Annotated in this window: 16 protein-coding genes and 1 tRNA gene; 11 read left to right on the forward strand and 6 right to left on the reverse strand. The window is 68.6% G+C overall.

All coding sequences use genetic code 11. From position 1 onward, the window contains the following. Positions 1 to 10 precede the first annotated feature (10 nt). From AC3EO4_RS32680 to AC3EO4_RS32690, 3 genes are all read left to right on the forward strand, one after another. Positions 11 to 952 carry a hypothetical protein gene (locus AC3EO4_RS32680; RefSeq protein ID WP_379569679.1) on the forward strand — a complete coding sequence of 314 codons (942 nt, stop codon included), beginning with the start codon at positions 11 to 13 and terminating at the stop codon, positions 950 to 952. A gap of 139 nt (positions 953 to 1,091) precedes the next feature. Next, positions 1,092 to 1,220: a hypothetical protein gene (locus tag AC3EO4_RS32685; RefSeq protein WP_379569677.1), complete on the forward strand. Its 129-nt coding sequence runs from the start codon at positions 1,092 to 1,094 to the stop codon at positions 1,218 to 1,220. Beyond that, positions 1,217 to 1,675, forward strand: coding sequence for a hypothetical protein (locus AC3EO4_RS32690; protein WP_431899233.1), 459 nt, complete (start codon positions 1,217 to 1,219; stop codon positions 1,673 to 1,675). Before AC3EO4_RS32685 ends, AC3EO4_RS32690 begins: the two co-directional genes overlap by 4 nt. Positions 1,676 to 1,862: 187 nt before the next feature. On the opposite strand, the gene AC3EO4_RS32695 is transcribed toward AC3EO4_RS32690, so the two are convergent. Beyond that, positions 1,863 to 2,012 (reverse strand): hypothetical protein, encoded by a 150-nt coding sequence (locus AC3EO4_RS32695; RefSeq protein WP_431899235.1) that lies wholly within the window; start codon positions 2,010 to 2,012, stop codon positions 1,863 to 1,865. A 126-nt stretch (positions 2,013 to 2,138) separates the two neighbouring features. On the opposite strand from AC3EO4_RS32695, the gene AC3EO4_RS32700 reads away from it, so the two are divergent. Further along, the gene (locus AC3EO4_RS32700) at positions 2,139 to 2,405 is read left to right on the forward strand and encodes a site-specific integrase (RefSeq protein WP_431899237.1); all 267 of its coding nucleotides are present in this window, start codon (positions 2,139 to 2,141) and stop codon (positions 2,403 to 2,405) included. A 114-nt stretch (positions 2,406 to 2,519) separates the two neighbouring features. Here AC3EO4_RS32700 and AC3EO4_RS32705 read toward each other — a convergent pair. Further along, positions 2,520 to 2,601: transfer RNA gene (locus AC3EO4_RS32705), tRNA-Tyr, on the reverse strand. A gap of 142 nt (positions 2,602 to 2,743) precedes the next feature. On the opposite strand from AC3EO4_RS32705, the gene AC3EO4_RS32710 reads away from it, so the two are divergent. From AC3EO4_RS32710 to AC3EO4_RS32725, 4 genes are all read left to right on the forward strand, one after another. Beyond that, a complete protein-coding gene (locus tag AC3EO4_RS32710) occupies positions 2,744 to 3,235 on the forward strand; it encodes a YajQ family cyclic di-GMP-binding protein (protein ID WP_379569669.1) in 492 nt (163 codons plus the stop codon). Between the two features lie 505 nt (positions 3,236 to 3,740). Beyond that, positions 3,741 to 3,983, forward strand: coding sequence for a hypothetical protein (locus AC3EO4_RS32715; RefSeq protein ID WP_431899239.1), 243 nt, complete (start codon positions 3,741 to 3,743; stop codon positions 3,981 to 3,983). 432 nt (positions 3,984 to 4,415) lie between these two features. Beyond that, the gene (locus AC3EO4_RS32720) at positions 4,416 to 5,843 is read left to right on the forward strand and encodes a hypothetical protein (protein ID WP_379569665.1); all 1,428 of its coding nucleotides are present in this window, start codon (positions 4,416 to 4,418) and stop codon (positions 5,841 to 5,843) included. A gap of 11 nt (positions 5,844 to 5,854) precedes the next feature. After that, on the forward strand, positions 5,855 to 6,874 hold the full coding sequence (locus AC3EO4_RS32725; RefSeq protein WP_431899241.1) for a UDP-N-acetylmuramate dehydrogenase: 1,020 nt from the start codon (positions 5,855 to 5,857) through the stop codon (positions 6,872 to 6,874). On the opposite strand, the gene AC3EO4_RS32730 is transcribed toward AC3EO4_RS32725, so the two are convergent. Beyond that, complete coding sequence (locus tag AC3EO4_RS32730; protein ID WP_431899243.1) at positions 6,871 to 7,242, reverse strand: ester cyclase; 372 nt, start codon at positions 7,240 to 7,242, stop codon at positions 6,871 to 6,873. The two genes, AC3EO4_RS32725 and AC3EO4_RS32730, sit on opposite strands and share 4 nt — an antisense overlap. Positions 7,243 to 7,428: 186 nt before the next feature. Here AC3EO4_RS32730 and AC3EO4_RS32735 point away from each other — a divergent pair, with 186 nt between their 5' ends. Beyond that, the gene (locus AC3EO4_RS32735; RefSeq protein ID WP_379569659.1) at positions 7,429 to 7,995 is read left to right on the forward strand and encodes a TMEM165/GDT1 family protein; all 567 of its coding nucleotides are present in this window, start codon (positions 7,429 to 7,431) and stop codon (positions 7,993 to 7,995) included. Positions 7,996 to 8,076: 81 nt separating this feature from the next. On the opposite strand, the gene AC3EO4_RS32740 is transcribed toward AC3EO4_RS32735, so the two are convergent. The 3 genes from AC3EO4_RS32740 to AC3EO4_RS32750 form a co-directional block, all read right to left on the reverse strand. After that, a complete protein-coding gene (locus AC3EO4_RS32740; protein ID WP_379569657.1) occupies positions 8,077 to 8,544 on the reverse strand; it encodes a cupin domain-containing protein in 468 nt (155 codons plus the stop codon). A 123-nt stretch (positions 8,545 to 8,667) separates the two neighbouring features. Then, positions 8,668 to 11,544, reverse strand: a complete 2,877-nt coding sequence (locus AC3EO4_RS32745; RefSeq protein ID WP_431899245.1) for an ATP-binding protein — start codon at positions 11,542 to 11,544, stop codon at positions 8,668 to 8,670. 78 nt (positions 11,545 to 11,622) lie between these two features. Continuing rightward, positions 11,623 to 11,775 (reverse strand): hypothetical protein, encoded by a 153-nt coding sequence (locus AC3EO4_RS32750; protein ID WP_379569651.1) that lies wholly within the window; start codon positions 11,773 to 11,775, stop codon positions 11,623 to 11,625. 155 nt (positions 11,776 to 11,930) lie between these two features. On the opposite strand from AC3EO4_RS32750, the gene AC3EO4_RS32755 reads away from it, so the two are divergent. Together AC3EO4_RS32755 and deoC are read left to right on the forward strand one after the other, a co-directional pair. Continuing rightward, positions 11,931 to 12,983, forward strand: coding sequence for a hypothetical protein (locus AC3EO4_RS32755; RefSeq protein WP_431899247.1), 1,053 nt, complete (start codon positions 11,931 to 11,933; stop codon positions 12,981 to 12,983). Between the two features lie 52 nt (positions 12,984 to 13,035). After that, entirely contained in the window at positions 13,036 to 13,977 is a 942-nt protein-coding gene (deoC, locus tag AC3EO4_RS32760; protein ID WP_431899248.1) for a deoxyribose-phosphate aldolase, read from the forward strand. The last annotated feature ends 4 nt before the right edge of the window (positions 13,978 to 13,981 follow it).

Consider the following 13,981-nt stretch of genomic DNA (forward strand, 5'->3'; position numbering starts at 1 on the left):
AGGAGGGCGGGTGACACGTCCCAACGGGATGAGATCTCTTCGGGTAGTGCTCGCCCTGCTCTCCGTCCTTGTTCTGACCGAGCGGGACAGCGCGGAGGACAAGATCCCACAAGTGGATCACGTCGTCACCGCTTCCTGCCCGAAGATACCCAGCCCCGACTTGTTCTCCATGCCCCGCCAGAAGCTCCCCGCCGGCTTCGTCACGGCTCAGGTCATCCGCTGCCGCTGGGGGTTCCGTTACTTGGCCGGGAAGGGAAAGTGGGAGGTTGTGGTCGAGGAGCACGCCGACGGCCCGGCCGACGGGCTGATGAAGGAGCTACGCCGCCCCTCCGAGAGTTCGTTCTTTCCCCCGATGTGCACGATGGAAGCCGTCCTCGTTGACTACTTCGTCGTGGTGGACTCCTCTGGCAAGGCGGTGCTGCCCAAGCTGCCGACCGGGATATGTGGAAAGCCATTCCGCTCCGCCTTGGACGCCCTTCGCCACCTGCCGTTCCAGGTGGATGGACAGATACCCGTCCGGATGCTCGAGAGCGAGAAGTCATTCCAGGCCGGTTGCTACAAGAAGTATCTGGACGTGCTCCAACGCTTTGGACGGCCGAAGGGCCCGCAGACACGGAATCGCCCGCGTACCTGGAACCCCGCACCCGAGGGCCTGCGGGTATGCATCTTCCGTACCGCGAATAAGACCTCTGACAGGCCTGACCCGGTGGACATTCCATGGGGAAGATTCGAGTCCTCGCGCATCCTCAAGGGCCGTAGTATGCGCGCCCTACTCGCCGCCCTGGACAGCGCGCCGGCCAGTGACTGTCCCAGCCACCACACCCGCTTCGCCATCCTGGACCCCGGCTACTCGGAGGCATACGTCGAGCTTGACGGATGCCGTAACCTCCTGCGCCCCGACGGAACCCTTGGCCGTCTCACTCCTGATGCTGTTGCACTTCTGACGAAGTGATCAGATCTGCCATCAAGAACGTCTTCGTGCGCACTTGGGAGAGGGCTCGGTCCTCATATTCGTGCGGCCACGAAGGTGCACGATCGACGGTTACTCAGGCGCCCCGGTCTACACCTTCCGCAAGAGCGATGGATACGTGGTGGCCAAGGGCATTCACCACGGCAGCGAAAGCGCCGACAACAACCCTGTCCAGTCCACCTGCATCAATTACTTCACCGACATCCATGACGTGATGAAGGCCGTCGGCAAGGATACCTACAAGAAATGAACCCCTGGCGCATGTGCTGCCTCCTGGTGCTGGCCGTCGCCGTCTCCATGGTGGCTGGCATGCGGGAGTCCCGGCCGGTCGAACCGCCCTTTCCCGGGCGGATCGACACGGTCATGGTGGAAGGACGGGTCCTCATCCTGCACGTCTTCGGCGGGGCGAGCGACTCGGCATGTCTCCAAACCGACAAAGTCGAAGCCGTCGAGTCCGAGGCGAGTGTTCGGCTTCGGATAGTGCTTCGCGACGCCTGCCCGCCCCCCGGGCGCACGCTGCTGGAGATGTGGCGGGACGAGTTGTGGCCGCCTGCCGTGCTCGACATCCTCCGTGGCGTCGAAGTGCCGGTCCTGCTCGATCGGCCCTTGGGACGCAGGAAGGTCGTCGACGAGACAGGCCGCGAGCTCAGGGTCTGCCCGATCACGGGCTCGCGACGGAAGACCATGCAACAGTGCCTGACGTAGGGTGCGGGCGCCGAATCTCCAGCCAAGCGCACGTCTGGAGTTGGCGGCGCGATTCGTAGTGTCGCCAGCCCTACCTTTCTCGCTTTCGGGCGGCTCCTGGCAGCGGGACCGCCTCGGGGGTGAGCATCTCGGCGGTAACGCAATCTGCCCCGCCGCCGCCACGGCTGGGCAGATTGCGTTACCGCTATCAGGCGGCGAGGCTGTACTCGAACCTGGGCAGCTCGATGCCGAGAATCGCCTCGATGATGGCGCAGGTCAGGACCTCGGCCATGGGCGGCGGGATCGCGTTGCCGATGAGCCCACCCGCGATCGGTGGGCGCTGCGCGGGCTCAAGCACCGGGCGGCGGGGGAGATCAGGCCGGTTCCGATCCAACCTGAGTTGTGCGCTCTGCTCAGGGAGCACATCAAGAGATTCGGAACCGGTTCTGGTGGACGGATCTTCATCGGCCCCAGGGGAGGGCTCATGACTGACCGCGCCTATCTCAAGGTGTTCCACGAGGCGTGCGAGAAGGCGTTCACCGAGGCGGAGTTCAAGTCGCCCCTTGTGGATGTCCCGTACGCCCTTCGTCACGCGGCTGTCTCCACGTGGCTCAACGCCGGTGTTCCGGCCCCGCAGGTCGCCGAGTGGGCAGGGCACAGCGTGGACGTTCTCTTGCGTGTCTATGCCAAGTGCATCCATGGCCAGGAAGCGGCGGCAATGAAACGAATCTGGGATGCGACTCGATCATGATTCCCCGAGGGAACGATCAACCGTGAATCGCCGTAGACGACCGTAACCAACCGGAGTGAACAAAAGAGGCCCGTCACCGCGCTTCCGCTGGTGACGGGCCTCTTTGTACTGCTGTGGCAGGTCCAGGGTTCGAACCTGGGTAGGCTAAGCCGACGGATTTACAGTCCGCTCCCATTGGCCACTCGGGCAACCTGCCGTGTCATCCGCTCGCGGCGACAGACAGAAGAATAGCGGACTTTGGAGGTGTGCGTGACATCGGTTTGTCCCATGCCCGATCCCCACCCCAGCGCCTCGTGGTCGCTAAGGTCGGAGGGGACGAAGAGAGGACACTCACACCGATGGCCGACAGCAGCTTTGACATCGTCAGCAAGATCGACCGCCAGGAGGTCGACAACGCGCTGAACCAGACGGTCAAGGAGATCGGACACCGCTTCGACTTCAAGGGCACTGGGGCGGCGATCAGCTGGTCCGGGCAGAACAACATCGAGCTCAAGGCCAACAGCGAGGAGCGGGTCAACGCCGCGCTCGACGTCTTCAAGGAGAAGGTGGTCAAGCGCGGCCTCTCCCTGAAGATCCTCGACGCCGACGAGCCGAAGCTGTCCGGCAAGGAGTACCGGCTGCTGGTCGCCCTCAAGGAGGGCATCGACCAGGAGCATGCCAAGAAGATCTCGAAGATCATCAGGGACGAGGGCCCCAAGGGGGTCAAGGCCCAGATCCAGGGCGAGGAGCTCAGGGTCAGTTCCAAGAAGAAGGACGAACTGCAGGACGTCATCTCGCTGCTCAAGGGCAAGGATCTCGACATCGCCCTGCAGTTCACGAACTACCGCTGAAAGCGGGTGGATCACGGCTCCGGCCTGGGCGGTTGCCGCCGGGAGGAGCGTGGAGGGCACATCCGGGGCACACGGTCAGCGCGCTGTCCGCGAGGGCACGCGTCTTCTCGTGTGCCTCGGGCCGCTCCTCCCGATGTGATCATCGGCGAGGAGCGGCCGAGGGCGAGCTGAACGGTCTTCACCGAGGCGAGGCGCCCTTGTGGATCAGCGGAGCCGCGAAGGCTGCCGGAGGGTGATGCGGGACGGGAGGTCCGGCGTCCGAGGCCACTGGGTGAGCCCGCCTCTGCGAGACGACCCCTTCGGCGCGAGCGCTCCGGGTGGCACGCCCGGTGCTGACCCGATGGGAGCCGTCGTTCGGTGGTGAAGGGGACATGCCGATCCTCCTCGTTCGGCATGTCCGCCCGGCTTGGCTTCTTCGGAACCCCTGATCGCTGCGCTCCTCGGCTGTACGGTGAACGAGACGTGGTCCGGACTCAGTCCTTTGAGGGTGCCCATGGTGTCTCGAGTGGCGAGTTGGCTGGGACTGGTCGGTCACCTGTGCACGCTGCCCTTCTACTTGGCGAGCGGGCTGGTGGCCCCGCTCTGGGCGATCATCGTCCTTCTCCTGGTGTGGGCGGGGCTGCTGGGTGTGGCCGTATGGGCGGTGCGCACGCGTTCCGCCTGGGGGCTGGCGACGCCGTTCCTCGCGGTGGCCATCTGGCTGGGTGGCGTCTCTGCCGGCGAGGCGTTCCTGGATTGGTCGGCCTGACCGCTCCTCGGCGCGTTCACGGTGTCCATGCTGCTGATCGGGCCGGTATCTCCGCTCGTCACCCAGGCCGTTCGTCGCCGTCCACCGCTAGGCCCACCTGCGCCTGGGAGAGTCGGCCGCCGACGACGTGTCTTCGCCTGTCATCCGGGCCGGTGTCTCCGCCCATCGCCCAGGCCGGTGGCTTCACTCGTCACCCGGGCTGCGTCTCCGTCCGTCGACCCGGCCGGTGTCTCCGCGCGCGGTGGTCGTCGTGGGCGGCATGGTCATCCGGCGTGGTGTTCTCCGCGGTCCTGGCTGGTGGAGGCGCGTGGCCGGCCGCCCGGATAGGCGTCCGGGCGCTGGGCGCTTGCGCTCCGGCCGCGCTGGTCAAGATTGCTTCCGAGATACGGCTTCAAGCGGCGTTTCGGCGAATTGAGTGGGTAAGCGTGGAACATGAGTGATGCGCCGAGACACGTCGTCGAGCTCGCCGAGCGGCGGGCCAAGGCAAGAGCGGAGCGGGACTACCCTGTCGCCGACGCGCTCAGGCGCGAGATCGAGCGCGCGGGTTGGCTGGTCCGCGACTCACAGCAAGGTTTCGAGCTGACGGTGAAACCGTTGTTCGAGATGTGGCCGTCGGTGCGGTCGATCCCCATCAGCGCGGTGACGGACGATCGGCCGCGGTCCGGCGGGAAGCTCTCGCCCATCAGCCCGGCGGCTGAGCTGGGCTTCTCCGGGGATCCCGCGCAGCGAGGCGATCCCGGCAAGCGCGGCGGCATGGCGGCCGGGGGCGGCATGGTGACCGGCGGGGACAAGGCAGCGAGAGGTGGACCCGCCAAGGCCGGGCAGGCAGAACAAGGCGGGCGTGCCGGGCGGGCAGAACAAGCCGAGCAGGCGCAACGAGCTGGGCAGGCAGAACAAGGCGGGCGTGCCGGGCAGGCCGGACAAGCCGAGCAGGCGCAACGAGCTGGGCAGGCCGAACAGGCACAACGGGCTGAGCAGGTCGGGCAGGCCACGCAGGCCGGGCAGGCTGAGCAGGGGGAAAGAGGCAGGCAGGCCGGGCGGGTCGGGCGGTATGTGTGGCATCCGCACGAGGTGGCCGAGGACATGGTGCACGCCCAGCAGATCTGGGACTCCTCGCTGGCCGTCAACCGGCTCGACGAGGCGGGCATCGACGTGGAGCGGCAGCGGATCGAGACCGCGGACGTGACGGTCGGCGTGGGCCTGGTGGTCGACGGCTGGGGGGAGGACGTGCGCCGGTGCGTGTCCGCGCTGCTGGAGCACACCCACGCCAAGATCCTCGCCATCGACCTGGGCAACCACGAGGGCGCGGGGGAGGTGCTGCACGAACTGGCCGAGGATCACCACGAGCGGCTCACCGTGTGGCATGTCGCGGAGGCGCCGCACTGGCGTGGGGGGACGGCCGAGTGGGGCGCGTGCCGTACGACGCTGATGAGGTTGGACACCTCGGACGTGCACGTGCTGATGGAGACCTCCACCGTCCTGGAGGGTGACGCGCTGACGCCGCTGGTCGCGGCGATCAAGGATGGCGCGGTGGCGGCGGGCTGGAAGGGCGTCGAACCGGACGAGAGCGGGATGGAGTGGCACGAGGCGGGTCCGGGCCAGGTGAGAGCGCTGCTGGGGTACCTGATGGCGGTACGGCGGGGTGCCGCGCTCGGCGCGTTCCCCGAGGAGGCGCGCTATTACCGCAACGCCGACCTGGAGCTGTCGCTCGCGCTGGAGGGCCCGCTGGTCGTCCCCGACAAGCGGCTCCCTGTACGGCAGGAGCGCCATCACGGCTACCACGACGTTCCCGCCGACTACAGGGACAAGGAGTCGCGCAGGACCTACGACAGGGTGCTGCGCATGCTGCGTTCCTCATAGGCTTGGGGCTTATGGGAGATCAGAGGCTGCTTGCGCCGTACACCACGCTTGGCCTGGGCGGGCCCGCGCGCGCCTATGAGGAGGCGACGACGGCGGAGGAGCTGGTGTCCCTGGTGGCCGACGCGGACCGGCGTGAGATACCGACGCTGATCCTGGGCGGCGGCAGCAACCTGGTGGTGTCGGACGACGGGTTCGACGGGCTGGTCGTCAAGGTGGTCACGCGCGGGGTGACGGTCTCGCGCGACGGCGACCAGATGGTCGTCGAGGCTGAGGCGGGTGAGGACTGGGATCCGCTGGTGGCGCGCGCCGTGGCGGAGGGCTGGTCCGGCGTGGAGTGCATGTCGGGCATCCCCGGCCAGACCGGGTCGACGCCGATCCAGAACGTCGGCGCGTACGGGCAGGAAGTGTCGCAGACGGTGCGGTGCGTGCGGATCTACGACCGGCGCACGCGCGAGGTGCGCGACGTCGAGGCGCGGCGGTGCGGTTTCGCCTACCGGACGAGCGCCTTCAAGCAGGACCTCGGCAGGTACGTGGTGCTCGGCGTGACCTTTCTGCTGGATGTTTCGGCGATGTCGGGTGCGCTCACCTATAAGGAACTGGTCAACAAGGTCGGCGAGCGGGCGCCGCTGCCCGAGGTGCGCGAAGCCGTACTCCAGCTGCGCAGGGGCAAGGGCATGGTGCTCGACCCCGCCGACCCTGACACTCGCAGCGCCGGCTCGTTCTTCACCAACCCGATCGTGTCCGCGCAGGAGGCCGCCGCGCTCGGGGACGGGACGCCGCGGTGGGACATGCCCGACGGAACGGTCAAGGTGCCCGCTGCCTGGCTGATCGAGCAGGCCGGGTTCCCGAAGGGCTACGCGCGTGGCCCCGTGCGGATCTCCACCAAGCACACGCTCGCGCTGACCAACCCCGACGGCGACGGCACCACGGCCCACCTGCTCGCGCTGGCCCGCGAGGTCCGCGATGGGGTGCGGGAGAAGTTCGGCGTCACGCTGGTCAACGAGCCCACGCTGATCGGCTGCTCGCTCTAGCCACGCATCCAGCGGGTGTCGGAGATCACCCAGTACTCCACGAACCTGCCGCCCTCGGCGCGCAGGATGTCGTGCCCGCTGAAGGTGATTCTGGTCACTGCCACGCCGGGGATGGCGCCGGTGTGGTCACCGGAGAACGTCCAGCGGGCCGCCACGAGGTCGCCGTCGACGATCGGGCCCGCATCCAGCGTGACCGAAACGTTCGCGAACGGCTCGAAGCCCTGCGCCAGCGCGCCTTTCAGCCCCTCGGGCCCGTGCACGTCCATGCCCGGCCAGTGCCCCACGAACTCGGGCGCCACCAGCTCGTCGGCCAGGTCGAAGTCGCCGTTCCACATCTCCAGCAGCCAGCGACGGTACAGCTTGTCCATGGGGTAAACTCACTCCAAATACCGAAGGGGAGTAGTCCTCAATTCGCGTGGTCGACATGCTGGCATCTGCCCGGTCACGCGGGCCTGTAACAGGCGGACGAGACCTTCGGCCTGGCAATCTCGCCGGGCCGAAGTTGTGCTGCCCTTTTTGAGTCGCTTCTGGTCCGGCCGTATGGAAGAGGACCGTTGGAAGCCTTCTGGATCAGTCTTGGCGTGATCTTCGTCGCGGAGCTGGGCGACAAGAGCCAGTTGATGGCGATGACGTTCGCCACCCGTTTCAAGCCGTGGCCCGTGCTGGCCGGCATCACGATAGCGACCACGGCGGTGCACCTGGTGAGCGTCGCCGTCGGCGGGCTGATCGGCGACGCGCTGCCGACCACCGCCATCTCGATCGTCGCGGGCCTCGCGTTCCTCGGATTCGCGCTGTGGACGCTGCGCGGCGACGAACTCACCGAGGAAGAGGCGCAGAAGGCCAAGCGGACCACCCGCAGCGCGCTGATCGCGGTGACGGTGGCGTTCTTCCTCAGCGAGCTGGGCGACAAGACGATGCTGGCCACGATCACGCTGGCCACGCAGCACGGCTGGCTCGGCACGTGGATCGGATCGACCGTGGGCATGGTCGCCGCCGACGCTCTGGCCATCGTGGTCGGGCGGATGCTCGGCCATCACCTGCCGGAGAAGGTCATCCGGTACGGCGCGGCCGCCGCCTTCGCCGTGTTCGGCGTGCTGCTCCTGCTGGAGCCCCTCTTCTAGGGCATGGTCGCCGCGCGGGGCTCAGGACCGGCCGCGGACCGCGAGCCCCGGACGGTCAGCCCTGGGCCGCCGTGATCTCCTTCAGTGCGAGGCGGTGCGGTAGCGGGCGCGGAACTCGGCGAGGAGTTCGTCCGTCACCTCGGCGCCCGCGGCCACGGCGGCGTGCACGTCGCGGAAGTATCCCTCGTATCCGGCGGGAGTGTAGAGGCACAACGCCCGTGCCGTTCCGGTACCCGCGTTGCGGAAGCCGTGGGGCGTTCCGCGCACCGCGGACAGCAGGTGCCCGGGCCCCACGGTGACCTCTCCGTCCCCGTTGTGCAGGGTCAACTCGCCTTCGAGGACGTAGAAGTACTCGTCGTGCTCCGCGTGCACATGCGGACGCGCCCCGACGATCCCCGCCTCCAGGGTGAACTCCTCGAACGCGAAGCGCCCGCCCGTGTGCTCGCCGGTCAGCCGGAAGAAGTGCGCCACCCCGGCGACATCGATCAGCTCGCCGTCCTCGGGGCGGCGCAGCAGCGGGCGCGGCGCGGGAACCTCGTGTTCGATCATGACCGCATTCTGGCAGAGCGGTGGGATCTCGATGTTCTCGGGTGGCTCGCCCGATCTCGGCTGGGGTCGTGCGCCCCTCCCGGCTGCTACCTGGTTGTGAAGGGCGTGCCCTGTCGCCGGGGCTCAGACCGTCAGCAACGCCATCCGGTGGGCGGCCGCGGTGGCCTCGCCTCTCGTCGAGACGCGTAGCTTGCCCAGGATGTTGGACACGTGCACGCTCACCGTCTTGGCCGAGATGAACAGCTCGGCGGCGATGTCCCTGTTGGTCCGGCCGAGGGCGACCAGCCGCAGCACCTCCAGCTCGCGCGGGGTGAGCAGCTCGGGCGAGGGGGCGCTCTCCTCCACCAGGGCGACGCCGAGGCGGCGGGCCAGGCCCTCGATCTCGGCGACCAGCGGCGGGGCGGGCAGCGCGGTCGCCAGCGGGTAGGCGGCGCGCAGTCGTACGGCGGCGCCTTCCTTGTCGCCGGTGTGGGCCAGCGCGGAGGCGGCCCGCAGCAGCGACTTGGCGTGGGAGTGGGGCCTGCCGAGCCGCTCCCAGGCGGCCGAGGCCGCGTCGAAGTCGCCGACGAAGGTCAGCCGGTAGGCCTCGGAGACCGGCCCGATGACGGCGAGCGAGCCGGCGACCTCGGTGGCCAGAGCGTGGACGACGGCCGCCCGCTCGGGAACCGCGGGGGCGGCGGCGTCGCACACGGTCCTGATGAGGGACAGCAGCCTCCAGGCCAGCCCTGCCTTGCTCGCCTGGGTGGGCCTGCTGAGCATGCGTTCGGCGACGGCGAGCGCGTGGTGGGGCTCGCCCTTGAGCAGGTGCCATCCGATGTGCAGGCGGGTGCTGTTGGTGATGTCCTGCATGAAGGCTTCAGGACGCTCGCTGAGCACGCCGAGCTCGGACAGGATGCCTTCCAGCAGGTCCAGCTCGCCCGTGGCCAGCGCGATGTCGGCGCGGGCGCGCATGAGGTGGTAGCGGGTGCTGATGGTGGGTCCGAGGCTGAGCGCGTGCTCGATGACCTGGACGGCCTCGTCCCACCTGCCGAGAGACTCCAGGCATTCGGCGAGGTTGTTGAGGATGAACGTGCCTGAGGCCCGTACCCTGCCGTACTTCTTGGCCAGCACCTCACCCTCGCGGGCCAGCTCGATGGCTTCGGCGGAGCGGCCGAGCTCGTTCAGCGCGTCGACGTTGTTGGCCATCGCGCGCAGGACGAGCTGGCCCGAGCCGACCTGCTCGCCGATGCGCATGGCACGCAGGTTCGCCTCGAAGGTGCGCTCGATCTCGCCGTCGAGGGAGTACCCGAGGGCCAGGTTCATGATCAGGTCGCCCTCGATGACCTGGAGCCCGAGTGTCCTGGCCAGCGCCAGGCCCTCCTCGGCGAGCGCGGTGCCCTCGGCGAGCTCGCCGGTGAGCATGAGGTGGCGGCTGAGCTTCACCAGCACGTCGGCGCGGGCGGGCCCGGGCTCGGGGACCAGGCTGAGAGCGTGCTTGAACTTCTCCATCGCGCCGGGCTTGGCCTTGGCCAGCTGGAGGTTGCCCCAGCGGACCAGCAGGGCGGCCACGCGCTCGGGTTCGGCGCGCTCATCGAGCTGGTCGAGCGCGGCCTTGACGAACTTCACACCCCTGTCGATGTCGGCGCAGGCGTGGCTGGCCTCCGAGGCGCGTTCGAGCACGGCGGTGTGGTCCACGCCGATGTCGCCGCAGGCGCCTGGCACCTTGTCCCACAGCATGAGGACGCGTTCGAGCAAGGGGATGGCCTCGGTGTAGGCGAACGCCCGGAACGACTTCTGCGCCGCCTCCCATGCCGAGATGAGCGCCCACTGGTCGTCACGCGCGCCGTACCAGTGGTGGGCGATCTCGACGGCCGCCCTGCCGGGCGGCACGAGAGCGCGGTCGCGGGAGATCTCCTCGGCGTAGCGCGCGTGCAGGCGCTGGTGCTCGCCTGGCAGGAGTTCGTCGTGGACGGCTTCTCGGATCAGCGCGTGCCTGAAGACGTAGGCCCGGTTGTCGGCGATCTGCAGCACGTTGCCCGCGATGGCGGGGCGCAGCGCCGTCTCCAGGTCGATGTCGGACAGCCCGCTGACCGCCGAGAGAAGAGCATGGCCGACGCGGATGCCGCCCGCGGCGGCGATGCGCAGGACCCGCTGGGTGTCCTCGGGGAGGCGTTCGACCGAGCCGAGGATGAGGTCGGTGAGGGAGTCGGGCACCTCGCCCGCGCCGTCGTCGCACTCCATCAGGGCCTCGACGAACAGCGGGATGCCCTGGCTGCGCTGGTAGACGGTCTCGATGCGGGAGTACTGCGGGGTGGCGCCGAGGATGCCGGCCATCTGCGCAGCCACCTCGTCGCGCGACAGGCGCGGCAGGTCGAGCCGCATCACGCCCGCCACCCTGCCCAGCTCGGCCAGGACGGGCCGGAGGGGATGCTGGCGGTGCAGGTCGTCCGAGCGGTAGGTCAGGACCATGAGCAGCTGCGACTCGCGCAGGTTACGGCTCAGGAAGGCGATCAGGTCGCGGCTGGACCTGTCGGCCCAGTGGATGTCCTCGACGAGCAGGACGACGGGCCGCGACTCGGCCAGCCGTTCCAGCAGCGTGAGGAACTGCTCGAAGAGCCTGGCCCTGCCGGTGTCGGTCTCGCCGTCGGCGCTCGGCTCCCCGAATTCGGGCAGCAGCCTGGCCAGGTCGCGCTCCGCGCCGTCAGGCAGCAGCGCGCCGATCCTGGCTGTGCCCATCTCGCGGACGAGCTGGCGCAGCGCGGCGGTGAAAGGGGCGTACGCCAAACCGTCGGTGGACAGCTCGACGCAACCACCGAACAGCACGTGCGCGCCGTCGTTCGCGGCACACTCGGCAAAACTCTGCACCAGCCTGGTCTTGCCGACTCCTGCTTCTCCACCCAGCAGCACGGCGGTCGCCGCGCCCTTGCGGGCCTCGTCGAAGGACTCGGTCAGGACCGACAGCTCTGCTTCCCGTCCGACGAAGACTGGACTTACGGAACGCCCCAACACGTCCTCAAGCATGTCATATGACCCTTGGTGATTAGGGGGGTTGTGAGGCCCGGCCGCGAGGGAGGATGCGGCCGGGCTCTCTTGCGGTGGTCATGCCTTGCGGAGCTTGCCGAAGACCGAGCGGTGGCGACGCTCGGTCTCGCCGGACTTCTGGGCCTCCCGTACTCGACGGTGGGCGGCGGCCGCCTGGCGGAGCTCCTGCGTGTGGGACTGGATGAGCTGGTACTCAAGTTCGGGGTTCATAGCTGCTTTCTCCTGCTCTTTGCTGACATGTTTAAGATTCGCCCTAAGGCCCACCCCGCGGCATCGGTCGGATGCCTTATCTCTGCCGAACCTTCGGCTTAGGACTACCTAGGACACGCCTGAGTGCCGCCTTAGACAGGCCACGATGGTGCGGCGTGAAGCTATGGATGATCGCCGCGACGGTAGGCGCGCTGCTCGTCGCGGGCGTCCCCGTCGCAGCTCAGGACCGCGAATGGCGCGTCTCGGCCACGGCTGAGGCAAGCGTCTGGGGTGGTGTGGGCGAGGTGGGCGCCACCGGCCCGGACGACGCGTGGGTCATCCGCCCGGGACTGCCGCTCATGCGGTGGAACGGCGTGACATGGCAGGACGAGGCCGATCAGGCCATGCCGTACCTGGTCACCTCCCCAGGACCTGGGGTGAGCTGGAGGTTCGCCGACAATCCCGACCAGATCGAGGTCCACCGGTTCGTGGAGGGACAGTGGAGCAGCCTGCCGATCGCCGTGGAGTCCGCGCATGTGACGGCCGCGGCGTCCACGGGCGCCGGCGACTGCTGGGCGGCGGGGCTCAGGTTCGGGCCGCGCGGCATGACGGACGAGCTCTGGCACTGGTCCGGTACGGCATGGCAGACGGTGGCCGCGCCGTACCCGATCAGCGACTTCGCCGCTGTGTCCGCGCGGGAGGTGTGGGCGCTGAGCAGCCCCGGCGAGGACAAGCTCGGCTACGACGGCGAGCGCGTCGCCTCCATCCTGCGGTGGAACGGCAGGCAGTGGACGCGCACGCCGCTTCCTGCGATGGAACTGCCCATGGGCGGCTACCTGGAGCTCAACGACATCGCCATGCCGTACGAGGGGCTGGGGTACGCGGTCGGGGCGATCACGGTGGGCGGCCTGCCGCTCGAGGCGGTCGTCCTGCGCTGGGACGGCACGTCATGGCAGCGGCTCGACCACCGCGCGCTCTCGACCACCTATACATACGTGGCCACCGACGGAGGGAGCGGACTGTGGCTAGGCGCGGCACGGCCACGGCAGTCGGGGGCGCTTGTCCGCTTCGTCGACGGCGCGTGGTCGGAGATCCCTTTGCGTTCGCCCGGCGCGCCGCGCACGGAGATCAGAGGGTTGACCAACGTGCCGGGCACCACGCGGATGTGGGCGACGGTGGAGATCGGAGCCCCCACGGGGGTACGGCAATTGGTGCTGACCTATCAATGAACATTCCGGCAGGTCCGGTTTGGAACTACCCGTCCCGGTCGGCGATGCTGTGATGGTGTCAACTGTGACTACCTCGCTCGTGGACGTGGCCTCCTCCGATGCCACTCTGCGAGCCTTCCTGCACGGCCTGCCCGGTGTCGACCGGGTGGGCGCGGACCAGCGGGCGGCGATGCTGTCCACCCGCTCCATCAAGACGACCGCCAAGGCGGAGGCCATCGACCTGGCCATCTCCATGGTCGATCTGACCACCCTGGAGGGCGCCGACACCGCCGGCAAGGTCAAGGCGATGTGCACCAAGGCGATGTACACCGCCGCGGGAGCGCCGAAGGTGGCCGCGGTCTGCGTCTATCCCGACCTGGTGCCGGTGGCGGTCGAGGCGCTGCGCGGCTCGGGGGTGAAGGTCGCCTCGGTGGCCACCGCGTTCCCCAGCGGCCGCTCCTCGCTCGAGGTGAAGGTGAGCGACACCGCGCTGGCCGTCGCCGCCGGCGCCGACGAGATCGACATGGTGATCGACAGGGGCGCGTTCCTGTCCGGCGACTACGTGAAGGTGTTCGAGGAGATCGTCGCGGTGAAGGCCGCCTGTGGCGACGCCCACCTGAAGGTGATCCTGGAGACGGGCGAGCTGGCGACCTACGACAACGTACGGCGCGCCTCGTGGCTGGCGATGATCGCCGGAGCCGACTTCATCAAGACCTCCACCGGCAAGGTCGCCCCCGCGGCCACGCTGCCGGTGACGCTGGTCATGCTCGAGGCCGTGCGCGACTTCCGGGCACAGACCGGCCGCCAGGTCGGTGTGAAGCCCGCGGGCGGGATCCGCACGACCAAGGACGCGATCAAGAACCTCGTGCTGGTCAACGAGACCGTCGGCGAGGACTGGCTGAACCCCGACTGGTTCAGGCTGGGCGCCTCCTCGCTGCTGAACGACCTGCTCATGCAGCGGCAGAAGCTCGCCACAGGCCGGTACGCCGGTCCCGACTACTTCACCCTGGACTGATGAC

The sequence above is a fragment of the Nonomuraea sp. bgisy101 genome, from assembly GCF_057708945.1.